21 protein-coding genes and 4 pseudogenes are annotated in these 24,999 nt (G+C 69.5%); 11 read left to right on the forward strand and 14 right to left on the reverse strand.

Annotated elements, in window-relative coordinates:
• The 5 genes and pseudogenes from ACFYMO_RS29465 to ACFYMO_RS29485 form a co-directional block, all read right to left on the reverse strand.
• Positions 1-482, reverse strand: a pseudogene (locus ACFYMO_RS29465) (hypothetical protein); the annotation flags it as partial.
• Between the two features lie 120 nt (positions 483-602).
• Positions 603-1,445: pseudogene (locus ACFYMO_RS29470) on the reverse strand (IS5 family transposase).
• A gap of 37 nt (positions 1,446-1,482) precedes the next feature.
• Positions 1,483-1,839: a hypothetical protein gene (locus ACFYMO_RS29475; protein WP_366771087.1), complete on the reverse strand. Its 357-nt coding sequence runs from the start codon at positions 1,837-1,839 to the stop codon at positions 1,483-1,485.
• Between the two features lie 333 nt (positions 1,840-2,172).
• Entirely contained in the window at positions 2,173-2,352 is a 180-nt protein-coding gene (locus ACFYMO_RS29480; protein ID WP_388550230.1) for a transposase, read from the reverse strand.
• Positions 2,353-2,377: 25 nt separating this feature from the next.
• Positions 2,378-3,577, reverse strand: a complete 1,200-nt coding sequence (locus tag ACFYMO_RS29485; RefSeq protein ID WP_388550233.1) for a helix-turn-helix domain-containing protein — start codon at positions 3,575-3,577, stop codon at positions 2,378-2,380.
• Positions 3,578-3,683: 106 nt separating this feature from the next.
• Here ACFYMO_RS29485 and ACFYMO_RS29490 point away from each other — a divergent pair, with 106 nt between their 5' ends.
• Positions 3,684-4,376 (forward strand): HAD family hydrolase, encoded by a 693-nt coding sequence (locus tag ACFYMO_RS29490; protein ID WP_366771089.1) that lies wholly within the window; start codon positions 3,684-3,686, stop codon positions 4,374-4,376.
• Positions 4,377-4,886: 510 nt separating this feature from the next.
• Here ACFYMO_RS29490 and ACFYMO_RS29495 read toward each other — a convergent pair.
• Positions 4,887-6,474, reverse strand: a pseudogene (locus tag ACFYMO_RS29495) (IS481 family transposase); the annotation flags it as partial.
• An 859-nt stretch (positions 6,475-7,333) separates the two neighbouring features.
• On the opposite strand from ACFYMO_RS29495, the gene ACFYMO_RS29500 reads away from it, so the two are divergent.
• Positions 7,334-8,878 (forward strand): AAA family ATPase, encoded by a 1,545-nt coding sequence (locus ACFYMO_RS29500; protein ID WP_366771091.1) that lies wholly within the window; start codon positions 7,334-7,336, stop codon positions 8,876-8,878.
• 392 nt (positions 8,879-9,270) lie between these two features.
• Here ACFYMO_RS29500 and ACFYMO_RS29505 read toward each other — a convergent pair whose 3' ends face one another.
• Complete coding sequence (locus ACFYMO_RS29505) at positions 9,271-10,041, reverse strand: IS5 family transposase (protein ID WP_366771092.1); 771 nt, start codon at positions 10,039-10,041, stop codon at positions 9,271-9,273.
• 541 nt (positions 10,042-10,582) lie between these two features.
• Entirely contained in the window at positions 10,583-11,029 is a 447-nt protein-coding gene (locus tag ACFYMO_RS29510; RefSeq protein ID WP_366771093.1) for a DUF1772 domain-containing protein, read from the reverse strand.
• Positions 11,030-11,119: 90 nt separating this feature from the next.
• On the opposite strand from ACFYMO_RS29510, the gene ACFYMO_RS29515 reads away from it, so the two are divergent.
• Entirely contained in the window at positions 11,120-11,698 is a 579-nt protein-coding gene (locus tag ACFYMO_RS29515; protein ID WP_366771094.1) for a TetR/AcrR family transcriptional regulator, read from the forward strand.
• A 342-nt stretch (positions 11,699-12,040) separates the two neighbouring features.
• On the opposite strand, the gene ACFYMO_RS29520 is transcribed toward ACFYMO_RS29515, so the two are convergent.
• Positions 12,041-12,670, reverse strand: coding sequence for a type III effector protein (locus ACFYMO_RS29520; RefSeq protein WP_366771095.1), 630 nt, complete (start codon positions 12,668-12,670; stop codon positions 12,041-12,043).
• 124 nt (positions 12,671-12,794) lie between these two features.
• Between ACFYMO_RS29520 and ACFYMO_RS29525 the strand changes: the two genes are divergently transcribed.
• Positions 12,795-13,226: an Hsp20/alpha crystallin family protein gene (locus tag ACFYMO_RS29525; protein WP_019359549.1), complete on the forward strand. Its 432-nt coding sequence runs from the start codon at positions 12,795-12,797 to the stop codon at positions 13,224-13,226.
• A gap of 240 nt (positions 13,227-13,466) precedes the next feature.
• Here ACFYMO_RS29525 and ACFYMO_RS29530 read toward each other — a convergent pair.
• A pseudogene (locus tag ACFYMO_RS29530) lies at positions 13,467-13,694 on the reverse strand (response regulator transcription factor); the annotation flags it as partial.
• A 152-nt stretch (positions 13,695-13,846) separates the two neighbouring features.
• Between ACFYMO_RS29530 and ACFYMO_RS29535 the strand changes: the two are divergent.
• The 3 genes from ACFYMO_RS29535 to ACFYMO_RS29545 all read left to right on the forward strand — a co-directional run bounded on the left by ACFYMO_RS29535 (position 13,847) and on the right by ACFYMO_RS29545 (position 16,545).
• Complete coding sequence (locus ACFYMO_RS29535) at positions 13,847-14,527, forward strand: hypothetical protein (protein ID WP_366771096.1); 681 nt, start codon at positions 13,847-13,849, stop codon at positions 14,525-14,527.
• A 202-nt stretch (positions 14,528-14,729) separates the two neighbouring features.
• Positions 14,730-15,467: a TetR/AcrR family transcriptional regulator gene (locus ACFYMO_RS29540; protein ID WP_366771097.1), complete on the forward strand. Its 738-nt coding sequence runs from the start codon at positions 14,730-14,732 to the stop codon at positions 15,465-15,467.
• A 271-nt stretch (positions 15,468-15,738) separates the two neighbouring features.
• Positions 15,739-16,545: a hypothetical protein gene (locus ACFYMO_RS29545; RefSeq protein WP_366771098.1), complete on the forward strand. Its 807-nt coding sequence runs from the start codon at positions 15,739-15,741 to the stop codon at positions 16,543-16,545.
• A 203-nt stretch (positions 16,546-16,748) separates the two neighbouring features.
• On the opposite strand, the gene ACFYMO_RS29550 is transcribed toward ACFYMO_RS29545, so the two are convergent.
• Both ACFYMO_RS29550 and ACFYMO_RS29555 read right to left on the reverse strand, forming a co-directional pair.
• Positions 16,749-17,183 (reverse strand): hypothetical protein, encoded by a 435-nt coding sequence (locus ACFYMO_RS29550; RefSeq protein WP_366771222.1) that lies wholly within the window; start codon positions 17,181-17,183, stop codon positions 16,749-16,751.
• Between the two features lie 255 nt (positions 17,184-17,438).
• The gene (locus ACFYMO_RS29555; RefSeq protein ID WP_388550241.1) at positions 17,439-18,692 is read right to left on the reverse strand and encodes a helix-turn-helix domain-containing protein; all 1,254 of its coding nucleotides are present in this window, start codon (positions 18,690-18,692) and stop codon (positions 17,439-17,441) included.
• 223 nt (positions 18,693-18,915) lie between these two features.
• Between ACFYMO_RS29555 and ACFYMO_RS29560 the strand changes: the two genes are divergently transcribed.
• A complete protein-coding gene (locus ACFYMO_RS29560) occupies positions 18,916-19,536 on the forward strand; it encodes a flavoprotein (RefSeq protein ID WP_366771100.1) in 621 nt (206 codons plus the stop codon).
• Positions 19,537-19,782: 246 nt separating this feature from the next.
• Positions 19,783-20,187: a VOC family protein gene (locus ACFYMO_RS29565; protein ID WP_360294475.1), complete on the forward strand. Its 405-nt coding sequence runs from the start codon at positions 19,783-19,785 to the stop codon at positions 20,185-20,187.
• Between the two features lie 142 nt (positions 20,188-20,329).
• Here ACFYMO_RS29565 and ACFYMO_RS29570 read toward each other — a convergent pair whose 3' ends face one another.
• A complete protein-coding gene (locus ACFYMO_RS29570) occupies positions 20,330-21,181 on the reverse strand; it encodes an NAD(P)H-binding protein (protein WP_366771101.1) in 852 nt (283 codons plus the stop codon).
• Between the two features lie 192 nt (positions 21,182-21,373).
• On the opposite strand from ACFYMO_RS29570, the gene ACFYMO_RS29575 reads away from it, so the two are divergent.
• Both ACFYMO_RS29575 and ACFYMO_RS29580 read left to right on the forward strand, forming a co-directional pair.
• On the forward strand, positions 21,374-22,084 hold the full coding sequence (locus tag ACFYMO_RS29575) for a TetR/AcrR family transcriptional regulator (RefSeq protein ID WP_388550245.1): 711 nt from the start codon (positions 21,374-21,376) through the stop codon (positions 22,082-22,084).
• A gap of 165 nt (positions 22,085-22,249) precedes the next feature.
• Entirely contained in the window at positions 22,250-22,633 is a 384-nt protein-coding gene (locus ACFYMO_RS29580) for a VOC family protein (RefSeq protein WP_366771103.1), read from the forward strand.
• A 95-nt stretch (positions 22,634-22,728) separates the two neighbouring features.
• Here the strand turns inward: ACFYMO_RS29580 and ACFYMO_RS29585 are convergent, their stop codons facing one another.
• Entirely contained in the window at positions 22,729-24,816 is a 2,088-nt protein-coding gene (locus ACFYMO_RS29585; protein WP_366771104.1) for an MFS transporter, read from the reverse strand.
• Between the last annotated feature and the right edge of the window lie 183 nt (positions 24,817-24,999).

Below are 24,999 nucleotides of genomic sequence, written 5' to 3' on the forward strand. Positions count from 1 at the left end.
ACGTGCCCGGCGTCCAGGACGGTCTGCACCCGGCCCACCCACGCCGGCTCGGGCGGCATTCTCTGCCGGGTGGCCTCGTCCACCACGTAGTCGCCCCGCTGGTGGGACAGCGGCACGGCGAAAATGTCGCCCTGGGAGTGGCGGACCGCCGACGAAAGAGCCTGATGCAGATCGACAGGATTCGTTCGCCGCCAGGGGTCTCCCGGCTCCACGAGCCAGTACGGTCCGGGCGGTCCCAGGCGCGCAGCAGGCGGTGTCAGGTACGGGAGCTCGGCCAGGAACTCAACACCCTGAAGTTCCTGGCCAAGCCCCGTGTCGGGCTCGGTGATGAAGTACATGGTGCGGTTCTGCGGGTCGACTATCACCGCGCCTGGGCCGGACGGGAGTACGTCGAGGACTCGGAACCCGAGGAAGCGGGGCACGCGCACAATCCCGCACGTGCGAGCCGCGCCGCTGCTGGTGCCGCTGTCGGTTTCGTGCATAGCCGCATCTCCGTCCCTTCGCCAGGACTGAGACGGTAGGTGCGGTTCAATGCTGCTACCCGCACTCTCAGTTCGGGTTCACTGAGAGAGCGGGTTCTGGCCTAGGCAGTTTCGTTTGGATCAGCGGGCGGACCAGAGGAAGATGCCCGCGATGTGGAGTCCGGCCAGGTAGATGGTGGCGGTCTTTTCGTAGCGTGTGGCGATGCCTCGCCACTGCTTCAGGCGGTTGATGCACCGCTCGACGGTGTTGCGCTGCTTGTAGGTCTCGCGGTTGAAGGCTGGTGGCCTGCCGCCTCGGCTGCCCCGACGGAGCCGGTGGCTGCGTTGGTCTGCGGGGACGGGGATCACGGCCCGGATGCCGCGCTTGCGCAGGTGTTCGCGGATCGCGCGGGAGGAGTACGCCTTGTCGGCCAGGACCAGATCCGGCCTGGTGCGAGGTCGGCCTCGCGGACGGGGAACGCGCAGGCGGGCCATGACTTCGGTGAAGGCAAGTGCATCACCGGCTTGTCCGGCGGTGAGAACGAACGCGAGCGGTCGGCAGCGGGCATCGGCGGCGAAGTGGATCTTTGTGGTCAGTCCGCCGCGGGAGCGGCCGATGGCGTGGTCGCCGGGTTCGCCAGCCGGGGCCCCTTTTTACGGGCCCCGGCCGCGTGCTGATGCGCCCGCACGATCGTGGAGTCCACCGAGACGGCCCAGTTGAGGTCCTCGTCCGCGTCGGCCTGGGCCACCAGAGCGGTGAACACCCGCTCCCAGGTGCCGTCGACGGCCCACGTCCGCAGCCGGTTGTAGACACCTCGCCAGTTGCCGTACTTCTCCGGCAGGTGGACCCCCTGTGTGCCGGTCTGGAACTTGCAGGCAATCGCGTCGATCACCTCACGATGGTCGCGCCAGCGGCCACCGCTTCGGTGTCCGGTCCGGGAGTAACGGCTCGATCCGCGCCCACTGCGCGTCAGTCAACGGCACACCGGGACCAACGACCGACTGATCCGAACGAAACTGCCTAGTCGACGCACATGGCGTAGGCCAGCGCTAGCCCGGATTGCATACCGGCCATCCAGGTGTTCGGGTGGCCCTCATAGGGAGCGTTGACCGTGATCTCGTCCATGTTCTGCCCGACGCCGTTGGTGGCCGGCTGCGACCAATAGCCCCCGCCGATCATCTTCTGGTTGCCTGAGCAGGTCGCGCCGACCACTTTGCCGGGGTCGGACCACTTGGAGGCGACGACGGTGGGCGTCGGGGCGCCGGTGACGCACATGGCGTACGCCTTGGCTTGGCCACGCAGCGACTTGACCGCCCAGGCGTTGGGGTGGGAGACGCTGGGGGCGTTGCCCTGGATGAAGTCAGTGACTTGCCCCATACCGTTTTCGGTGGGGTTGACCGCGTAGCCGCCACCAACCAGCCCCGTGCCGCTCGGACAGGTCACCCGGGCGACTTCTTTCTTCGCGGACCAGTTGCTTGTCACGACGATGGGGGTCTCGGAAGCGGCGGCGGCCGGCGCGGGAACGGCGGCGCAGAGCGCAGCGGTGAGCCCGGCAGCGGACGCGACTGGCAGCAGTCGGCGGAACATGGGCACGGAACCTCCTGGAACGCGGAAACACAGAGCGCTAACCATCCTGTCCGCACGCGATGCCGCAATCGTCCGACACAGCTGCACCCTTCCCCACCGGCGACCCGAAACCACCCTGGCGGGTCACAAGCCGCACCCGGACAGGACGCGGCGGAGCCGCGATCCGGTCTGAAACTTCCAGGCGATCGCATCGATCACCTCACGGTGATCGCGCCACCGCCCGTACCGCCTGGGCGTCCGGTCCGGCGACGACGGCTCGACCCGCGCCCACTGCGCGTCGTTTAACGGCACACCCAGAACCACGATCAGATGATCCGAACGAAATGGCCTAGCTGACGCCCATCCGGTCGGCCAGGCCGACGACCTGCTTTCGGTAGGTCGGACGCACCCGTCGCAGGAGCGTACTGATCAGCTCGCGGGCGTCGCCGCTATGCATCACGTCTTCGGGCGCCAGCTCCTCCAGGTCGAGAAGGTGGACGAGTACCGCGGCGTCCTCGCGCCGCGGCGCGTAGCAGCGGGCGACTTCAAGGCGGAAGGTGAAACGGCGTTCGCGAGAGGGCAGGTGGGCGATGTTGACCTGGTCTGCGAGTCGTAGAGCGTCGCTCGTCTGACCTGCTTCCATCTCGACACTCAGCTGGTGCAGCGCAACGTTGGTGGGCCCGAAGACGGTCCACATCACGTTTCCCTCCCCGACCTGTTGAGCATGCCGGGCCGCACTGCCATCGAGTAGTTCACGCGCCGTCCACCATGCCTTCCGACGGATGGCGCTGGTGGCGGTGACCAGCTCTAGAGCTCCCGTCATAGCCACCGTCTCAGAGGTAGTCGGATGGGTGCTCAGCTGCTCGATCGCTTCCCGGGCAACGGCCTCGGCGCCTTCCGGTTGCCCGTCGCCGAGGAGTACGTGCCCGAGGTTCCATTGGGCCGCGGCGATACGGAGGTGATCCTCCGCATCCTCTGCCGCCCGGCGTGCTCGGTCAGCGACCATCAAAGACAGATCGATGCGGCCGGTTCGTCGGCAGTATGAGCGGACCATGCCGTACAGATCTGCTGCACTCGTCGCGATCTGCCGGCGCTTCTCAGCCTCGGTGCTGCCTCGGTAGAAGCGCAGGGCCTGCTCGACTTCTGCAATGAGGTCTGGCAATAGCTCTGCAGCCTCCGAAAACCGGGTCGGTGAGGTCTGCCAGACGCGCCAGATGTTCTCGACCCGCTCTCGCAGCGCCTGCGGGGAGGGGGACTGATCTCCTGCCGGACAGGAGGGTGCCACGAGCGCTGCGGCTACAGCGGGTGCGGTCTGGGGCGCCGGTGCCTCGACCACGGGGGCGTCGTCCAGCAGCGAGGCGAGCGGCTCATCCACCTCGCGTGCAAGGAGCACCAGCACATCGATGGACGGGAGCTTCAGGCCCCGTTCGATCTGCGACAGGTATGCCTCGGTGATTCCGCACAATCCGGCGACGGCGGCCTGCGTGCGACCACTACGCTTCCGGGCACGCTTGATACGCGATCCGATGGCCAGCTCTCTCGGGCTCATCCCGCTCTCCCCTTCGGGCATCGCACAGCGGCAATACGGTCAGGGTAGAAGCAGCCACCCTCGTCAGGGGCTGGTTGCCCAAGACGAGAGCAAGACGGAGTAGCTCATGGTCACGCTGGTGCTGTGGGACATCGACCACACACTGGTCGACACGCGAGGTGTCGGCCGAGAGTTGTTTGCCGCTGCGTTCCGGCAGGCGACCGGTCGGGAGATGGAGCGGCAAGCCCGGATCGACGGCATGACAGACCCGGTAATCTTCAGCGAGACAGCCGACCTGCATGGGATGGATACGTCTCGCGAGGACTTCGAGCGCTTCGCGGATGCTCTCGGCGACGGACATCTTCGGCACGCGCTGGCGCTCCGGGAACGAGGGCACGCGCTTCCCGGAGCGGCGGCGGCGCTGAGTGCCATCGCCTCCCTGCCTGGCGTGACACAAACCGTGGTCACAGGAAACATTCGCGCGTCAGCCGAGGTCAAGCTGCGCGTGTTCGGGCTCGACGCTTGGATGGACTGGGAAGTCGGCGCATACGGGCAGGACGCCAGCGAGCGAGCGGACCTGGTCCATCTCGCGTTGGCCCGGGTGATGGAGCAGAGGAAGACAGCCGTATCTGGGACTGACGCGGTGTTGCTCGGTGACACACCGGCTGACGTACGCGCGGGGCTCGCCCACGGTGTACAGGTGATCGGGGTAGCTACCGGGCGGAGCGGTCAGGCTGAACTGCGAGAAGCAGGCGCCGGAACGGTGCTGAAGGATCTGACTGATACCGAGCAGTTGCTGGACCGGCTTCGTCTCGTCTGACCAGCAGGGACGCCTCGACGTGCAGCTTTCGCCGTTCCATTGCAGGGTGGATATATGGCTGCACCGGTGGTCGTCCACGGGCCCGACAGCGAGGGCGGCCGCCGAGTGGTCGCCCGCGGGCAGATCCTCGGGATCGCCCACAACGTGATGGATGTCCTGGACCTGCTGGAAGCCGTCGGCTTGGAGCGGGCCGCCGTGCCCCTGGACGATGCGGACCTCATCGAGTGGCGTGACGGCGGTGCCTGGGAGTGGGGGGCGGGCAAGAGCTGACCAAGCGACGTCGCTGCGAACGGGGCGAAACCTTCCTCCCAGAACAGCCAGCTTGCTGGCTTCGGTAGACGGGCCACCCTGCGCATTCACCATCGACGGTCCCGCACATGACGAACACCGTTGGGCAGTGGGTATCTCTACGCGCCATCCGGTGCGCTCAGTGAGCGACAGCGTCGGGAGGGTCGTCTGAGGGGGGTCTGTCTGCCGCACGATCGGGTGACAGGTTGACCTGTCCCCCGAACCTGCATCAGACCCGACCGTCCGTTCGGTGGTCTGCTCGGCTGGCGGAGGCAGCAGCGGTGACGGCCCGGCCGGACGAGCACCTTGCAGGCGCCCGCATGCAGAGGGCGGCAGAGGGCTGGGCAGGGTGGCCTGCAGGACACGCTGCTCGTTGAGGACCTGAAGGACTTTCCCGTCGAGCCGGAGGGTGACCCTCTGTCCGGCGAACGGCCAGCCGATCAGGACCTTGTCACCGCCCAGGCCGACGTAGCCGACCGCGTTCATGGTCCGGTCCATCTCCACCGCCCCCTTCGTGTCCTGCGCTGGTCCGGGATCGTCCGCCCAGGGCCCGGCGGGCCGGGCGCCCCCGCCTGCCAGCAGGGCTTTGAGGTCGCGGCCGGACAGCTTCGAGGGCAGCGTCTTGTGCCGACCGCCGCCGACCAACACGTGCAGCCGGTTCACGTCGATCCGCAAGGTCACCGTGATGCCGGCCAGTGCCGGACCGAACCAGACCTGCTGACCACGCAAGCTCAGGTTCCACGACGCAGGCACCACCCGCTCCAGCTCGATCGCACCGACCTCTCCCTCCGCCATCGGCCAGGCCGCCGCGACCGGCTCGGGTGGAGACACTGGGACATCAGGTTGGGGGACAGGGTCGAGGCGGGCGGGCAGCACCACCGGCAGCGCATCCTGCTCGGACCGCGGCCGGGAAACGAACCGGCTGGCCGGGACGGCCATGTCCAGTCCCTGGTGCGGCCGCATCCGGTTGTAGTCCTCCAGCCAGGCATCCACCGCCGCCTGCGCAGCCGCCAGGTCGGCGAACGGATCACGCCGGTCGAGGAGTTCGCGCCGCAGAGTCTGGTGGAAGCGTTCGATCTTCCCCGTGGTCGTCGGGGACTGCGGCTTCGTCAGCCGGTGAGCGATGCCGTTCTCCCGGCAAATCCGGTCGAACATCGTCTCTCCGGGCTTGCCGGGACTGAAGCGGGCGGTGAACTGCTTGCCGTTGTCCGTCAGCACCTCGCCGGGCACTCCGAACCGCACCAGTGCCTCGCCGAAGGCCAGACACACCGCTCGGGCCGTGGCCCGCTGCACCATTTTCGCGATCACCATGAACCGGGAGTGGTCATCGATCCCGGTGACCGTCTTGCACTCGCTGCCGTCCGCCAGCAGGACGCCGCCGACGATGTCCATCTGCCACAGTTCCATCGACGCCGACCGCTCCCACCTGCGGTAATCCGACCCGGCGACGCTTACGCACCCCAGGCTCAACAAGTCCGTTGCGGACCAGGACTCGATAGACCGTCGCCCGGGACGGCACCGGCGTGATGCCCCTGCGTTCCAGCTCGTGCACCAGCCGACGCGGGCCCCAGCCGCGATGCCGGCGCCGCAGTTCACACACCACCGCCTCCACCTCCGCCGCTATCCGGTGCGGGCACGAGTCCGGCCGGTGCGACCGGTCCGCCAGCCCCGGCAGACCCGACTGCTCGTACTTGCGCACCCACGAGTGCACTGACTGCCTCGACACCCCATACCGGGCGGCGACTTGGGTGACCGGAACCCCCGCGGCGACCTCCATCACCGCGTGATACCGCTGCTCGACCATGCTCAGCTCCACCAGCACGGACCCGGCCCTCCCTGCACGCGGATACGACGTGCACAGCAAAGCCGAGGCAAGCGGTGTCAAGCATCAGGTGAAGCCACAATCAAGCATCAACCGAGACAAGACAAAGGCCACGAACCCGTCGCGCGTAACAACTTTCTCTACGACTTCAAGGCGGCCCGCTCCCGCGGGCCGCGCGCGCTGGCGGCCCGAGGCCGCCGCCCGCTCCTGTCTCCGCCTCGCTCGCGCCGCCCCCGACCCGCTCAGCGCGCAGCTCGGAACAGCCCCCGCCTGCCCTGTCGCAGAAGTCCAGGCTGCTTCGCGCGACGCTCTGTCATCGCCGGACGCCTATCAGCACGAGCGCGAGCACAACCAGGTGCACGAAGCCGCTGAGGCCCGTGCCGCGGCGCCCGGTCTCGCTCCGGTCTATCGCCCGGCCACGCCCCCGCGCCAAGTGGTCGGCTGAGGCTGCGCGGAGGCGACTGCGGGTTAAAGACCAGAAGCGCCAAAGCGTGGTTGATGACGGTGCCAGCTGAGGGGACCACGTGCGGGTGCTTTTGGCATGTGTCCCGGCCTCATGGCTGGCTTTCCCCGCTTGGGGTATCAGCGGCACTGGTCCGGCAGGGCGCCGTCGCGACTCAGAGTGTCTTAGGCAGCCACTCTGGCACAGCTTCGAGAATCACGTCCGCAACGTCGTGCTTCCCCGGGCAGGTCCCCCAACTGCCCATCGCGCCGCGATCTTACGGGGGCGTGATCACTCGCACGTAGCCCAAAGACGCTCCGCCGACCTTCGTACTTCCGACCTCACCGGACGCCCTGTCTCGTATGCTAGCCATGTTGTGCAGCGGGCAAGGGTGGAGGGGCGCAAGTGAAGAGCGAAATTCGTGACAGTGACATCATGGCACTCTTCTCGCGAGTGAATAAGCGGGCATACGATAAATATCTTCGTCGAGTTCGCCTAATTAAGCTACGCGGGTTCGAAAATCGTGAAATCAATTTCGACTTTCCGGTTACAGCTCTTGTCGGTCCTAATGGTTCGGGCAAAACGACAATCTTGGGCGCGGCTGCCTTGATTCATCAGGGCGTTGTTCCACGTCGCTTCTTCGCAAAAAGTGGCACGTATGACGGGAGCATGAAAAACTGGAGAGTTGAATACGAAATCCTCGACAAGCGAGAAATGAGTAGCACAACCATCAATCGAACCGCGAGCTACCTGAGGGCAAAATGGAACCGTGATGCAGTAGAGCGTGACGTATTAATTTTCGGTGTCAGTAGAACCCTTCCTGCTAGCGAGCGGAAAGAGCTTTCCCGATTCATTGGTTCCGGATTTCAGGGATTCTCTGAGGATCAGCTTACAGCGCCGGTAATTCAGGCAGTAGAGGCGATTCTTGGTAAGGACGCGGCTGCATACTTGCGTGTCAGTTCAGGGGAAGGGAATCTGTCAATCTTCGCTTCTCAGGAGACTGAAGAAACTGCGGGATACTCCGAGTTTCATTTTGGCGCAGGCGAGGCCAGCGTAATCAGGATCGTGTCTCAGATTGAAGCAGCGCAAGATAATGCTTTGATCCTCGTAGAGGAGATCGAAAATGGCCTCCATCCTGTAGCTACTCGTCGCCTCGTCGAGTACTTCATCCAGGTAGCCAAGCGGAAATCCAGTCAGGTCATTTTCACAACCCATTCCAACGACGCTTTACTTCCCCTTCCGAATGAAGCCGTGTGGGTTGCATACAAGGGGGAAGTGAAGCAAGGAAAGCTGGATATCGCCTCCCTCAGAGCGCTAACTGGCCAAATCAATGCCCGAGTAGCAGTATTCACCGAGGATCGTTTCGACGAGATCGTCGCTGACATCACTCTGCGTGCCTACTGCCAAAGGCATGGGCTCGACCGGTCTGGGATAGAAATCCATAAGCTCGGTGGTGCCGCGCAGGCAAGGGATCACACACGCTTCCATAATGCTAGCCCGGCACGCAGGTTCTTCGCCGTCGCCCTACTGGATGGGGACAAGCGAGCAGAGGCTGGATTCGAACCCAGCAATGTAACGATCTCGGCATCAGTCGATGAACCTCAGATGTTCTCAGACCTAGTCTTCATTCCTGGAGAAAGTGACCCAGAAGAGCTAATTATTGATCGGGTTTTGGCAGGGTTGAAGGAAATTCCAACCCTTTTGGGTAAACTGACGATCTGGCTGCATTTGGATAGCTTCATGCAGGAACAGGTGCGTCAGTCAATTACACAAAGGTCGTACACTAACGGAGACCGCCACAACATCTTTCGGCAAATTGGCGAGGATCTAGATTTTCTAAGCGAAGATCTAGTTCAGCGGGCCTTCATTACTTCCTGGGCTTATGCATATCCTGACGACGTGGACGAAATATGGGGCCCGATTCATCCTCTCCTGGCACAACGCGTCTGAAGGCCGCCTTCTCAATTTGCCAGTCGGCCGGTTGCTGTACTGCAGTGGAGTACAGCAACCGATACGACTGCGAGCAGTCCAGCCGGGCAGGCCCCCGGGCCCGTAGTTCGCAACGAGAGGCTCGGCCCGCGTGCCATAGGCGTGCCAGAACGGGCGGTCAGCCCCGGTCAACTACGGCGACACGAAAGCCGACCATCATGGCCCGTCGACCTGAAGCATGCAGGCCAGAGGCCTAACTACCCTCGTCCGCCCCGTGATTCCCAAGCTCAGAGCGCGGGTTCGATTCCCGTCGCCCGCTTCACGACGAAGACCCAGGTCAGCGACCTGGGGGTGACTGAGAGCGCATCAAACGGCGTGTTGTGCGGCTGTTTCGCGGTGGCCGTGAGGCTTTTTCAGCCTGCGTCTGAGCTGGTCTGATGGAGGGTGAGGACGGCCTGGACGAGGGCGGTGATGCGGGTGGTGGAGCATCGCAGCTTGCGCATGAGTCGCCAGGTCTTGAGGGTGGCCATGGCCTGTTCGACGAGTGCGCGGATCTTCGCGTGGGACCGGTTCGCAGCTTGCTGGCCTGCGGAGAGCGTCTCCCAGCGCCCCCAGTAGGGCACCCGTATGGTGCCGCCGGCACCCCGGTAGCCCTTATCCGCCCAGCAGTCGATGCCGGTTTGTTCGAGTGCGTCGATGATGCCGTGCTCTCGCGCCGCGCGGACATCGTGGACGGCGCCGGGAAGCGCGGGCGAGGCCCACAGCAGCCGGCCGTGCGGGTCGGCGACGACCTGCACGTTCATGCCGTGCCTCTTGTGCTTCCCGGAGTAGAAGGGCCGGTCGGCGGCGATACGGTCGATCGGCAGCAACGTGCCGTCCAGGAGGACGAACGCCTTGGTCGAGGCGGTCTTCACCGCCTCGGCGAGAGTAGGTGCGAGCGCGGACAGCACGTCGACGGCTTCGCGGATGTAGCGGTAGACGGTACTCGTCCCGATCCGGAAGCCGGCCGCGAGCTGGGCATACGTCGTCCCGTTCCGCAGATGCGCCAGCGCCAGGAGGGCCTGACGACCGGCCGGGAGCCGGCGCCGGCGGCTGCCGATCCGGCGGCGGTGTTCACGCAGGCGAGCAGCGAGGAAACACAGGGACCGGCTGGACACGTCCAGCCCGCACGGGTAGACAAGCACACGAAGCCTCTGGTGGGCGAGGGAATCTTGGTCGTGAACCCGTCTACCAGAGGCTTCACCCACCTGTCAGCCCAACCACCCGGCCCGCTGCGCAAGTTGGCAAACGCTCAGTGTCGCGTTCAGCGTCCAGGGGCTCCGCCGCCGGGAGCTGAGGAAGGCGGCTCGATCAGTGACTGCGTGGTGCAGCAACGGAGTTGATCGTGGGGGCCGCTGAGAGCGCCTCGAACGCGTGTTGTGCGCTTTCTTGGAGGTGGCCGTCGTGGTCTCTCCGCCGAGAGCTCGGTCGCACGTCGAGTGGCACTGCGGACGGCTGCTGATTTCCGTCGGGGAGTCTGTCGGAGAGGATGCCGGCGCTCGTGGCGGGCGGGGACCGCGGGGGTGTGCTCGGGCGTGGGGTCGGTGACGGGGCGCGGACCGCCGCAGGTTCCGGGAGACACGTCTCCGCGGATCCGGGGCGATGGGATGCCGCATTTCGGGTGCGCGGTCAAGCGGTTGGGGCGCCCGGTCGAGCGGTGGGTGCTCGGGCTGGTGGGACCGGGGGTCAGGTGAGGGCGGTGGCCAGCAGGGCGAAGGCGGCGATGATGAGGGCGACGCGGGCGTAGTGCCAGCGCCCCCAGCGGTTCAGCTGCTGCTTCCAGTCGGCGGGCCGGTTCTCGGGGGTCCAGGTCCTGTTCCGGTTGTTGATCGGAACGAGCAGCAGGACCGACATGACCACGCTCAGGGCCAGTAGTCCGCCGGCGGTGACGACGAGGCCGGTGCCGTGGTGGTGCCACCCGGCGGCCGCCCAGACGGCGACGAGGACGAGCGAGCCGATGTACCAGACCGGCATCACGGCGCCGAGCATCCGGCCGCCGTGGGCGTGGCCGAGCTGGCCGCTGTCTCCCGGGAGGGCGTTGAGGATCCGGCTCATGATGAAGGCGACGGAGAACTCCACCCCCACCATCACGCCGACGATCACGGTGGTGACGACCTCAAGTGCGTTGAGCATGGCGAACCTCTCGACATCTAGTGCTGCTAGCTGACGAGTCAACGCTAGACCTCATGCCGCTCGAATGTCTAGCGATGCTAGGGTCGAATCATGTCGGTACAGGAACGCAAGGAACGCGAACGCGCGGAGCGCGAGCGCCTCATCGTGGCGACGGCCCGCGAACTCGCCGAGCAGCAGGGCTGGGAGGCGGTCACCACGCGCCGGCTCGCCGAGCGCATCGAGTACAGCCAGCCTGTCCTCTACAGCCACTTCCGCGGCAAACGGGAGATCATCGGCGCCGTCGCCCTCCAGGGCTCCACCGAGATGGCCGCCGCGGTGCGCGCCGCGACCGCCACCGCGGGCGGCCCGCGCGCCCGGGTCCGCGCCCTCGCCCGCGCCTACCTCGACTTCGCCGAAGGCAACCCGGCGGTCTACGACGCCATCTTCCAGCTCGACGGCGGCCTCGCGTACGCACAGGAGGACACCCCGGAACCCCTCAAGGACGCCTTCGCCGCGCTGCTGGAGTGCCTCGGCGAGGTCGCCGGAGACGGCGTCGCGCCGGGTCTGTTCACCGAGGTCTTCTGGGCGTCCTTGCACGGGGTGGCGACCCTGACGCGGTCCGGACGGCTGCCGCCGGAGGACACCGAGTCGAGGGTGGAGCTGCTGGTGGACCGGCTCCCCGTGGACTGACACGGCAGTCCGGCAGGCACGCAGCCGGAGCCCCGGGCCCGTCGCCGCCTGCCTGCGGTCCTCTCGGCGCAGCCGCGGAGCCGGCCCCCTCGACCCGCACGCCACCCGCCCCGGAAGCCGCGGCGCACACCGATCACGACCCGACAGGTGCCGGTACGTACCGTCCGAGTTGCCGGACGTGGAGCGGAACAGCTCCACGGCGCTGATTCGGTACGGCCGAGGGCTGCGTCTTCGGCTGCGGCCACTCGGCCAACCCACCTCCGGGCGGCGTCCCGTTCCCCGGAGCGGAGTTCCCCGGAGCGGGGGCCGGACCGAGTGGTGTCGCGGCGCAGCGGGCGCGGGTCAGGGAGGAGTGAGGGTGTCGAGTTGGGCGGCGAGGTCGGGGTGGGTGGTGGCCAGGTGGGGGCGGGTGGCGGCCAGCGGGGCGATGAGTTCGGCGGGGTCGTTGTGGGCGAGTGCCGCATGGAGGTCGCCGAGCGGGTGGCGGGCGGCTGCGGGCAGGTCGGTGAGGGCGGAGATCTGGCCGGCGAGGCGGCGCAGGCCGGCTGCGTTGTGGCGGGCCCACGCGGTGGTGGTGCGCTTGGCGGCGCGGGCCTGTCGGGTGGCGGTGATGCGCTGTTCGCCGGTGGCGCCGGCGGGTCCGGGGCGGCCGCGCAGGTAGCGGCGTTCGGCGGCCTGGCGACTGGTGACACCGAGGGGCTGGGCGAGGTCGGCCCAGCTGGCGCCCGCTTCGCGGGCGGTTTCGATCAGGCCGGTCTCCCAGCCGGCGAGCTGTTCGCGCACCTGCCGGAGCAGCAGCAGGGAGGCCAGGGCCTGCTCCGGTTCCGGTCCGTTGCCGGAGCTGTCAGGAGTCTCGTGCCGGGCGGTGTGCAGGGCGTCGTCTATGGCATTGAGGGCCGCGGCGGCGGCGAGGAACGACGCCGGGCTGTGGGCGTCGTTGCTGGTCGCGGGCGGCTGTTCTGCTGTGGTCATGGACACCTCCCTCGAAGGTCATCGTGTCGTTGACATCCTGCTTGTCAACTACTGGATGACATGTTACAACAATGACTGCGAGGCGCATTGGCAGCAACTGCCCGACCCTCTGGAGGTGTTCACGATGTTGATGCGCACTGACCCCTTCCGCGAGCTGGACCGGCTGGCACAGCACCTGGTGGGCCCGGGGACCTGGTCCCGGCCCTCGCCGATGCCGATGGACGCCTACCGCGAGGGCGACGAGTACGTCGTGGCCTTCGACGTCCCCGGTGTCAGCGCGGACGCGATCGACATCGACGTCGAACGCAACATGCTGACCGTCAAGGCCGAGCGCCGGCCCGTGGCGAAGCCCGACGACGTGCAGATGGAACTCGCGGAACGGCCGCTGGGCGTCTTCTCCCGGCAGATCACGCTCGCCGACACCCTCGACACCGAGCGCATCCAGGCGGACTACGACGCGGGCGTGCTCACCCTGCGCATCCCGATCGCCGAGCGTGCCAAGCCCCGCAAGATCTCCGTCGGCGTCGGGACCGGACGCAAGGAGATCTCCGGCTGACACCTGCCGGAGCGGTGCGGAGGACGGGGCGGCCTCCTCCAGCCCCCGTCCTCCGCGCCCGGTGAGCGGACCGGCAAGAAGGGGGAACGGCGGCCGGTGGCGCTTCGGTCGCCGTTCATTCGCCGCTGGGGGAGAACGCGGCGCACCGAGCGTGCGTGGACGACCACATGAGGAGCAGATCCCCCGTCGCACGACCCGGCGGCCGTCGCCCACGAACCCGGTCTCGTAGGCGACGATCACGAGATGGGCGCGGTCTCGGGCACGCAGTTCGGCGCGCAGACGGCCGATGTGGGTCTTCATCGTGGCCAGGCTCAGGTGGAGACGTTCTGCGATCTCTGTGTCGCACAGGCCGCGGGCGCTCAGTCCGAGCACGTCCAACTCGTGGCGGGTGATCCCGTCCAGTGAGTCGCCCGGCGGTCGCGTCGGCTCGGGGCGGCGGGCGAATTCCGCGATCAGGCGGCGGGTCACCGAGGGGGCGAGCAGGCCTCGCCGCGAAGTGGTCCGATGTCCGGGTGAATTCCTGCGCGGCCGATTTCGGCCGGACCGCGGTCAGGAACGGGAGGGGGGTGACGTCTGCCGCTGACCGCCCCGCCGTGCCGCGCCACGACAGGGACCGCCGGGTGAGTCATGTGGTGCTCCTGGCCGTGGCACTGGCCTTCCCCATGCTCAAGGTCGCCTGGACGCTCGGGGGCAGCGGCGCGGCCGACGAGGTCTTCCTGACCATGGGCGTCAAGAGCTGGCCCGACGTCCTGACGGGCATGCTCCTGACAGGTGCACCGCTGGCTTCGGTGGTGGCCGTCGTCGTGTGCCAACTGCTCCCCGCCAGGTCTTCCGACGCCGGCGCTCCGGACCGGGGCGCCACGGGCTGGCTGACGGCTCTCGCGCTGACCGCGCCCCCGGCGTTCGGCGTCCTCGTCGGTGCCGTGCACGGGCCGGCCTGGGGAACCGCCGTGACGCTGACCGCCTACGCCCTCCGCTGGGGAAGAGCCATCGGCCGCGGCGACGGGGCCGCCGGCTGGCGCGGGAAGGCGACCGTCGTCACCGAGGCACTCTCCCTGCTCCTCGCCTCGGCACTGCCCCTCGTCGCCCTGACAGGCTGCTTCGACGGCCACGCCTGGGCCCCGGTCCTCGTGTGCGACATCGACACCGGCGAGGGGAACCGGCGCGGGCGGGTGGTCGAACTGAGCCGGACCGGGCCGGGGGTCGTCGGCTGGGACCTGGCCGGGCGGGAGGCGGTCAACGGCGTCAACTGCGCCGCCTCCGGCAACCAGCAGGTGCGCGCCCCCTGGTGGCGAAGCTGACCCCACCCGGGCGGTCGGCCCGCCGCCGCCCCGGCACGGTCCGGACGGAGCGGACTCGCCGACCGGGCGTCCGAGGCGACACCGGGGCGTACCGGTGAGAGGCGCGCCGGACAGTGTGAATCGGGCGGTGCACTGTTGGATTTTCCTCACAGCGCGACGCCTTCTCGCCCCTCGACGACCGGTGGCGTCGTACCGTCGCCGCATGCCCGCAGACGGACACACAGCACCGCCCTCCCTGCGCCGGCGGCGCAGGGCCGCCGCCACCCAGGAGATCCTGGACGCCGCCGAGTCGCACATCGCGGCGGATGGCCCCGGAGCCCTGTCCCTGCGGGCGGTCGCCCGGAGCCTCGGCATGACCGTGCAGGCGCTCTACCACTACTTCCCGAGCCGGGACGCCCTCGTGACGGCGCTCGTCACCAAGGCCTACGACGACCTTGCCGACGCCGTGCAGGAGGCCGTCGACACCGCGCCGGACGCATCCGAGGTGCCGCGTATGGTCGTGGCGGCGGAGGGGTACCGGCGGTGGGCCATCCAGCACCCCGAGCGCTTCCAGCTCCTCTACGGCACACCGCTGCGCTACTACACGGCGCCCGCCGACGGTCCGACCACCCAGGCGATGCGCAGGATGAGCGACATCTTCCAGCGTGAAATGTTCGACGGGTTCACGACAGCGCAACTGGCGCAGGCCGACACCGCCGTCCCGCCGACGCTCCGGGAGTTCCTGGAGGGTCTGCCGCTCGGCGGTCCTGACCCGCTGCCGCCGGCGGCGGCCGCTCTCCTCTTCAGCGCCTGGGGGCACATGCACGGTCTCGTCGTCCTGGAGGTGTTCGGGCACACCTCCTTCATCGGCGACCACCAGGCCGAGCTCTTCCACATGGCGATGCGGAACCTGCTCGCGGACATCCACCGCCGGCTTCCCGGCGTCGCCGGCTCCTCCTGACCGAAAACCCTCCGGTCGCGGGGGCGGCACGCACCCGCCCCGTTGTCATGCACTGCCGTCATGCACTGCCGTCACTCGTCTCCGGCACACACTTCCGTCACGCACCGAGATCGTCCGCCAACCATCCGGCATCTCGGAACGTGGCGAATAACCGATCGATGTACAGATCGATATACAGATGGTCTCGGTGCGCATCCCCGCGCCGGGGACGCCGGTCTCCCTCTGCGGAGCTCTGCGCCGCACATGAGCACGGAGCCTTGAGCACAGGGAGATGCAAGTGCGAGTCGCTATCCGCCGTACGGTCCTGACCGCTTCCGCGGTCTCCTTCGCGTTTCTGGCCACTGCCTGCGGTGGTGGCGAGAGCAGCGACGAGGACAAGAAGGCGAAGGGCGGGACGGGCGCGGAGAAGCCCGCGGCGAAGGCGCTGTCCGCCGGCGAGCTGGAGAAGCTCGTGGTCACCAAGGACGACCTCAAGGACCACGAGGTCAAGAAGCCGGGCAAGGACGAGGCGTTCGAGCCGGGCTCCGTCTCCGTCGAGAAGGCCGCGTGCAAGCCCGTCGCGCAGGCGCTGTCGGCCCTGCCTGCGGGCGATCCGGCGGCGACCGCGCAGCGGCTCGTCGTCCACAAGACCAAGGCCGCCGAGAAGGGCATGCCCTCGGTGGAGGAACTCGGCGAGATGACGGAGAAGCAGGCCGAGGAAGCGACGCTCGACTCGCTCGACATCACCAAGACGCTGACCTCCCTGTGGTCCTACGACGCCGATGGGGCCGAGCAGGCGCTCGCCACGCTGCGGAAGGCCGGCAAGAAGTGCGCCGGAGGCTTCACGATGACCGCCGACGGAGAGAAGCAGCAGGTCACCAAGGTCACCGAGGAGAAGGTCTCCGCCGGCGAAGACGCCGTCGCCTGGACGATCGGCACCAAGCAGGACGGTTCCGCCGCCGACACCAAGGTCGTCGTCTTCCGGCAGGGCACCACGCTCGCCGGGTTCTCGTCCTTCAACATCGCGTCGGTCACCCGGGGCGAGGACTACAAGCAGCCGACCGCCCTCATCGACGCGCAGGCGGCGAAGCTCGGCTGAACCCGCGGCTGATCCCGTACCCGCGGTGCCGGGCGCCCGCACCGGATGCGGGACGCCTTCTCGCGGAAGTCCGGCGACGCGCCGGCCCGAGGGCCCTGCCGTCCGCACGGGCGGCAGGGTCTTCCGTCGCCGCGGCACGCTTCGGATGCGCGGGCGCGCCCGGGGCGTCCGCCGCCCGGAACGGCCGACCGGGGCGCCGCGGTTCAGCCCCTCTCCTGCGAAGGCGTGGCCTGCTGGGACGGGGTGGGGCGGGGCCGGGGGCCGAGGTTCTGGGTGATGGTGGCGTGCAGGGCGGCGTGCAGGGCGGCGGTCGGCGTCAGGGACCCGGCCGGGGTGCAGGGAACGGCCCAGTGCGGCCCGGGCGGATGCAGGCGGCTGCTGGGCGGCACCGTGACCCAGCTCGCCTCGCCCAGCACCTGCACGGCGGCGAACTCGCAGAAGGTCCACCCCTGCGCGCTCTCCGGCTCGACGAGCCAGTACAGCCTGCTGCCGTAGGGGTCGCGGATGACCGCACCGGAAGCGGAACCGAGCCGGGTCAGCACCCCCTCCCCCAGGTAGGCGGGGACGCGCACCGCGTCCCACCACTCCCCGGCGGGTAACAGCACGGCATCCAGACCCTTCGGCAGTGGCCACCACACGGTCAAGGCTTCTCCTGTGCGTCTTCAGCGGCTTCGGCCTCTTCGGCGCCAGCAAAGCGTGGCGCCCGTCGTCCCCGACGCTGTCGGGCGCGTTCCACGTTCCTCACGCTCTTCGCATCTCTCTACGTGTGGGGACGCGTCTCTATGTGTGGGGACGCGACCCACTTTGCCGACGGCGTCGACCGGAAAGTGTCACCAATGTGTGACACTCCCGTCGCACACCGTGGCCGTGGACGACGTTCGCTGCCCGGTCCGTCACAGGCAGAGCCACGCGGCCATGTTGTCCAGCGAATCGGGTGTACGGCGGCGCTGGGCCACCAGGCCGTTGATGGTCTCGCGTGCTCCGGGGTGGTACCGGGTCTGCTCCGGCGCCAGCTTGCGCGCCGTCACCACGGACTCCAGTGCCGCGTCGCAGTGGCCCGTCTCCATCTCGGCCCGCGCGCGGTCCACGTAGAAGTGCGCCCGCCGGGACATCGGCCAGCCGTTCGGCAGACGGACGTCGCGGGACTTCTCCAGCGCCTTCCCGTAGCGCCGCAACTCGACCTGTGCGGACACCTCGTGCACAGCCACGTTCGCCGGTCCGAAGCTCAGCCAGTGCACCCGTCCGGCCTCTCCGGTGCGTTCGGCGTAGGAGGCCGCCTCGCGCAGATGACTCTCCACCGCGTCACCGTCGTGTGCGCGGGCCGCGATGACGCTCGCGCCCAGGTGCAACTGACCGCGTACGACGAGGGTGTCGCGGGCCTCCGGCGACGCACCGCCCGCGCCGCCGGTTCCGCAGAGGACTCTGTGTCCCGCCTCGATCAGCCGCAGGCCGATGGTGTGCTCCCCCTCGCGGAAGTAGGAGAGTGCGCGCATGTACTGGCGCACTGCGGCCAGCAGGGGGTCCGAGGCGCGTTCGGCGGCCCAGCCCACCCGGTCGAGCGCGATGGTGGCCAGGTCGTAGAAGCCGAGCTTGGTGGCGATGTCGTGCGCCGTGCGGTAGGCGGATCCGAGCGTCTGCCACCGTGCCGTGCCGCGCTCCCGGTGGGCTGCCGCGGTGGCCTCCGCGATGAAGGGCGGCAGGGCGTGCGCCGCCTTGCTCAGCTGTGTGGCGCGCACCATGCGGCACAGGTCGTCGGCGCGGGCGGCGAGTTCGGCCGGCGGCAGGACTCCGGCGCGTTCGCCCTGCCCGCTCGTGCCGCGCAGTTCGTGCGCGTCGGTGAGGTCGTTCACGTCGTGCAGGTCGTAGAGGTCGAGCGCCTCGCGGATCGGACGGATGAGGGCTGCGAGGCGGTCCTGCTGGAGTTCGGTGACGTAGGGCTGGCCCGTCAGCACCGTCACGTCGATGCGCAGCACCCGCGCCACCGCCGACACCAGGTCCGGCGAGGCGTTCTTGCGGCCTTCCTCCACCTGCCGTAACAAGCTGTAGGAGTACGGGAGCCGCGCGGCGAGCCCACGCTGCGTCAGTCCGGCCAGCTTGCGCTGATGGGCGATACGGACGCCCGCGTGGTCTTCGTGTTGCCCGCGCATCCGTGACTCCGTTCCTCGATGGCCCCGGAACCGTACGCACGGTGAGCGGCAGCGGCGGATTTCAGCCGCGAGCACCACTCGATCGGGTGCAGTCGAGTTGCACGAGTGCGCCGCAGTGTGAAAACCGCGCCGGGGTGCACGAGCGGCGGCAGATGCCGTCGGCGTGCGGGCAGTTGCGGACTGCGCGGCCGCACCGGTCGCAGGCATCGTGGTGAAATGCGGCATGGCTTCACGCGTCCTGTATCTGCTCGGCTGCGCGGCGCCACCCGTGCTGCGGATCGCCGACGTCGTCCGCAGTGCCCGACGGGCCGGCTGGGACGTGTGCCTGGGGCTGACCCCTACCGCGGCGCACTGGCTGGCGGAACAGCTCCCGGAGCTGGAGCGGCTGACGGGGCATCCGGTGCGCTCCCGTTACAAGATGCCCGGCGGGCCCGACGTCTGGCCGCCCGCGACGGCCGCCGTGGTGGCACCCGCGACCTTCAACACGGTCAACCAGTGGGCTCTCGGGCTCACGGAGAAGTTCGTCGTCGGGTTCGCCGCCGAGGCGATCGGCAAGGGGGTCCCCCTGGTGACGATGCCGTGCGTGAACGCGGCCTACGCCCGCCACCCGCAGTTCGCGCGCTCCCTCGAGACCCTGAGCCGCGCCGGAGTACGGGTGCTGTACGGAGCGGAGGGCTTCACCCCGAACCCGCCCGGCGAAGGCCGCCCTGACGCGTTCCCCTGGGAGTGCACGCTGACAGCCGCGGCCGAGGCGGTGGCAGCCGCACCCGGCCCCCGCCAGGCGGCCCCGGGGGAGACGGGCGAGGCGCCTCCGGCGGAGAGCGGCGGAGCGGGCGGCCGCTGACGGCACGGAGGTCACCGTACGGAAGCGACCGCGCGGCGAGCGGCGGCTTCGGCGGGTTTCCGGCGTGCCTAGGACGGGCTTCCGGAAATCCCGCCAAGAATCATTCCCGGCTGCGATGAGTTCTGCCGTCGCGCGCCGTCCAACCTGTGTAGCGCCTTCCACCCCGCCGCGGGAGGAGGGACGGACCCGAGGGGCGTCGCCTAGTGACGCCCGAACGCGCGGAGCAGCGCAGAGAAGAGGCACACCATGTCCCGGAAGATCTTCGTCAACCTGCCGGTGAAGGACCTGGACCGCAGCGTCGGGTTCTTCACCGCATGCGGTTTCTCCTTCAACCCGCAGTTCACGGACGAGAACGCCACCTGCATGGTGGTGAGCGACGACATCTTCGTGATGCTGCTGGTGGAGCCGTTCTTCATGTCCTTCTCCCAGCGGGAGATCCCCGACACCGCGCGGACCAGCGAGGTGCTGGTGTGCCTGTCGGCCGACAGCCGCGCGGACGTCGACACGCTGGTGGACTCCGCGCTGGCGGCCGGAGCGGCGGCGCACGGTGACCCGATGGAGCAGGGCCCGATGTACGGGCGCTCCTTCACCGACCCGGACGGCCACATCTGGGAGGTCATGTGGATGGACCCCGCCGCCCTCCAGGGCTGACCGGCGGCCCGCGGCCACCCGTGCGGGCACCTGCACGCACGGGTACGCCTCCAGTTGTCCGCCGCCGCCTCTCCCGCGGGCCGTGCGAGAGGCTGCGGCGCACTTCGGCGGAAGCCCCCGCGGGTCAGCCGTGTGGGCCGTGTCAGCGGAAGTCCGCCACGTGGTCGCGGGCCCACTCCGCGAAGCTGCGTGCGGGGCTCCCGGTGAGCTGCTCGACGCCCGGTGACACCTCCGCGGGGACGCCGACCGAGTGCGCGGCGAGCTGGAGCAGGACATCGGCGAACTCGCCCGGCGTACCGGCGGCGACCATGTCGGCGCGGGCCTCCGCGGGCGGAATCTCCTCGAACCGCAGACTCCGCCCGGTCGCCTCCGCGAGGAGTCGGAGCTGGTCCTCCTGGGTCAGCGACTCGGGACCGGTCAGCACCGGGGTGGGGCCGTCGCCCGCCAACTCCCCGGTGAGCGCGAGGGCGGCGACAGCGGCGATGTCGTCCTCGTGGAGGGGCGCCGCGTGCGCACCGGCGTAGGCGGCGCGCAGTACGCCGTCCCGCCGTAGGGACTCCGCCCACGCGAGGGTGTTGGTGGCGAACATGCCGGGGCGCAGGTGGGTCCATGCCATGCCGGCGGCTGCCGCGGCGTCCTCCACCTCGGCCTCCATCGTGCGGTGGTGCTCGGCGATGGGGTTGTCCAGCTCCAGCGGCATGGCCGAGGGCACGACCGAGGACGAGGACAGGGTCACCACCCGCCGCACTCCGCGTTCGCACGCCAGCCGCAGCAGTTCGCCGGTGCCGCGCCAGAACGCCGCGGGGTTCAGGAAGAGGGCGCTGACACCGTCCAGCGCGGTGCCGAGGTCGTCGGCCGCGACCGGTACGGCGCCGTCGGGCAGCCGGGCGTGGTCCGGGGACCTCGTCAGACCGCGGACCTTGTGTCCTGCGGCGGTGAGGCGCTCGACGAGCGGTCGGCCGACGTTCCCGGTCGCTCCGGTCACCAGAATCATGTTGTTCCCCCTTGCTGCGTGGCTCGTACGGCGCTGCCGACACCTCGGCGGCCGTACGGCGTTGGCTTCCGGCACGGCGCCTGTTCCGGCACCTGCGGCGGCGGGACGCCCCGCCCCGCATCTTTCAACCAAGTGGATGAAGAAGTCAACCGAATAGATGAACCAGCTGGGGCTGCGGCTACGCTGGACCCCGTGAGCGACGAATCCGCACCCCCGCCCGGCCCCCGCCGCCCGCGCCGCGCGCCGCGCGCCGAGGAGCGCAAGCTCGACCCCGAGCGCTCCTGCCGGCGGCTGCTGGACGCGGCGATGGACGAGTTCGCCGCCAAGGGGTACGCCGGCGCCCGGGTCCAGGACATCGCCGACCGGGCGGGACTCAACAAGCAGTTGATCGCCTACCACTTCGGCGGCAAGGAAGGGCTGTGGAACGCCCTGAACCGGCGCTGGGCCCGGCGCGAGGAGACGTTCAACCGGCCGGACGCACCGCTGGACGAGGTGATGGCGCGCTATCTGCACCAGGCCCTCGACGACCCCCGCGGCCCCCGGTTGTCCGCCTGGACGGGGCTGACGGGCGCGGAGCCGGAGGCCGAACGCGAGGACTTGTCGGACATGGAGCGCCGCAAGCAGGCGGGCGAGATCGCGGAGGAGCTCGATCCCGGCGCTGTCCTCCTGCTGCTGATGGGCGCCGTCGCCACCCCCGCGGTGACCCCGCAGACGGTCCGCTCGGTGCTCGGCATGGACCCGGCGTCCTCGGAGTTCCGGGAGTTCTACACCGAACAGCTGCGCCGGATCGTCCGCCGGCTGGCCGAAGGCGGAGCCCGGACGGACACGGAAGCGGGGACGGGAACGGGGACCGGCACCGGCACCGGCACCGGCACCGGCACGGGGACGAGCGCGGGGACGTGAACGGGGGCGCAGCCACGCGGGCGGAGGCTGAGCCTGCGGTCCTACGACCAAGGTCCGGGGCGGACCGCGGCATTCCGGCGGCGGGACCGGAGTTGTACCGGGCAAGGGGCCTGCCGGGCACCGGACACCGGGCCCCGCCAATACCCGATCCAGGAGAGACACGGGATGCCGGTCCAGCTCAACCACACGATCGTGTACGCCAGCGACAAGAAGCGGTCCGCGCAGTTCCTCGCCGGTCTGCTGGGCTTGGAGGTACGGCCCCAGTTCGGTCCGTTCCTGCCGGTGGTCACCGCGAACGACGTGGCGCTCGACTTCGCCGACGCGGGGAAGAACCCGATCACGCCGCAGCACTACGCCTTCCTCGTCTCCGAGGAGGAGTTCGACCTCGTCTTCGGCCGGATCGAGGAGGCCGGACTCACCTACTACGCCGACCCGACGCGCACCCGCCCCGGTGAGATCAACCGCAACGACGGGGGCCGCGGTGTCTACTGGCTCGACCCGGACGGACACGTCCTGGAGATCATCACCCGGCACTACGGCGGCGAATGACGGCCCGGGACGCCACCTGAGCCGACTCCCCCGCACCGATACGCCTCAGTGCGGCTCGGTGCGGCTCGGTGCGGCTCAGTAGGTCTCAGCGCGGTTCAGTCGCCGGAGTCCCCGCCGTCTTCGCTCTCGGGGCACGGTGTACCGCGCGGCAGCTTGTAGGGGGCCGCGATCCGGTAGACCCCCGGGCGCGGCGCGTCCAGCACCGTCCAGGTGTCCAGGACCGGTTTGTCCTGCCCCTCCGGGGGCGGGCCGCCGAACGTGGGCTCGGCCTTGCGCAGGCAGCCGTTGAGGTTCTCGCCGTCGTGGGAGGGCGGCGCCACCCGGTCGCCGTCCGCGTCGACGAGTCCGAGCCACGGCGAGTAGGGCACCCGCACGAGCACGCGTCCGCTCTCTCGCACGCGCACGGTCACGCTCTCCGCGTCGGCGCGCTCCACCGACGCGGAGGCGTCGACCAGCGGCACCGGGTCCTTGACCCGGAAGAGCCGCCAGCTGTCGTCGGACCAGATCTCCTTCAGATACGGCTGGCCCTCCCCCACCAGCTTGGCCTCGGCGACGCCCCCGGCGATGTCGGGCGGGTCGGCGGGGAGGACGACGTAGTGCACGGCCCAGCGGCGCAGCCAGGCGTGGTAGCGCTCGGGGCTGAGGTCCTCCTCGTAGAAGAGCGGGTTGCGCTCCAGGTCGGCCTGCCGGTTCCAGCCGCGGGCCAGGTTGACGTACGGCGCGAGGGCCGACGCCTCCCGATGGCTGTTGACCGGCACGACCTCGACCCGGGCCCGGTCCGCGTCCGCCTTCCTGAGCTGGGTGAGCAGCGGTTTCAGCTCGCGGGACCAGTCGGTGTCGGGCGTGGTGTGCAGTACGTCCCAGGTGGGCTTGCCGATCTGCCAGCCGAACGTCACCAGCAGCGCCAGCGCCATGGCCAGCCCGCGGCGGGACTTCCACGGCTGCCATCCGTGCCCCACCACGATCGGCACGGCCGCCAGCAGTGCCACGCCGCCGAACAGCAGTCCCAGCCGTTCCACGTTGGAGCCGACCTGCGAGGGGATCGCCCAGGTCAGCACGATGCCCAGGGTGTAGATGGCGCCCCCGACCCGCACCGCCGTCCAGCTCCTGGGGACCAGCAGGACGACGGCGACGGCACCCAGGACGGGGAAGATCAGCGACACGAACGGCATCGGCTGCACCCCGGTGAACGGGAAGAGCAGCGCCGAGCAGGCCACGACCGCCGGGGGCGGGAGGGCGACCGCGAACATCGCGGCGGGCCGGCGGGCCAGCAGCAGCGAGGCCGCCACCACTTCCAGGAACAGCCCGGCGACCGGGCTGGCCGCCGTCGCCAGCGCGGCCAGCAGCACCGCGAGCGCCGCCCGCGTGTACCGCGCGGGCCGGCTCGCCCGCCCGCCGCGCCAGCGGGCCGGCCAGGTCCACACGACCGCCACGGCCCCGAGCCCGAACAGCACACCGAGCGCGAAGGTGACCCGCCCGGAGGCGGCGTTGCACGCGAACGCGAAGGCGCCCCACAGCGAGGGCACCAGCGGCCGGGGCACCGTACGGGCGAGCAGCAGCGACAGCAGGCCCGCCGACAGCACTCCGGAGACCATCAGCGTGGTGCGGACCCCGATGACGGCCATCAGATAGGGCGAGATGACGCTGTAGGAGAAGGGGTGCAGCCCGCCGTACCAGGCGAGGTTGTAGGCGGAGCCCGGGTGCTCGCCCGCGAACTCGGCCCAGGCGTCCTGCGCGGCCAGGTCGCCGCCGCCGCTGGCGAGGAACCACAGCCAGAGCAGATGGAGGAGCACCGCGACGGCCAGCGTGATGCCGACGACGGGGAGCGGCCGGGTGACCGCTTGGCGGCGACGCTGCCGGCCACCGCTCGGCGCCGCGGTGTCCGTGCCGTTCCCGGGAGCCCCCGCGCCGGTGCGCGTCTCCGGGGCGGTGCCGGACATCCCGCCGGTCCCCTTCCCCGAACCGGCTCCGGACTCCTCGCCGCCGCTCCCGGTTCCGGATCCCTTGCGGCCGGCCGCGGCCCCGGAGGTCTCGTCCGTCCCGTCGCCGGAGGTCTCCGGGGCGGTTGCGGACCGGTCCGCGTCCGCCGCGCTCTGGGCCGCTTCGCCTTCCGGCACCGGCTGCTTCCGCTCCGGGCGCTGCCCGGGAACGGGTGTGCGAACGGTGCCCGTGGCGTCGTCCACGCCCGGACTCCCGGCTATCTCACCGGCGCCGGGGTCAGGCTCCGACTCCGGCGTCCGCGATGGGTGCACAGTGGCCACTGCGCTCTCTCCCAGTCCTCCCCGTACGGATGTGCGGCTCAGATCCGCACGACGTTACCGGACGACACCCCCGCGCTCGCCCCTGCCCCACGCGCTGCGGCGCAT

It is taken from the genome of Streptomyces sp. NPDC007025, assembly GCF_042869455.1.
GTDB lineage: Bacteria > Actinomycetota > Actinomycetes > Streptomycetales > Streptomycetaceae > Streptomyces.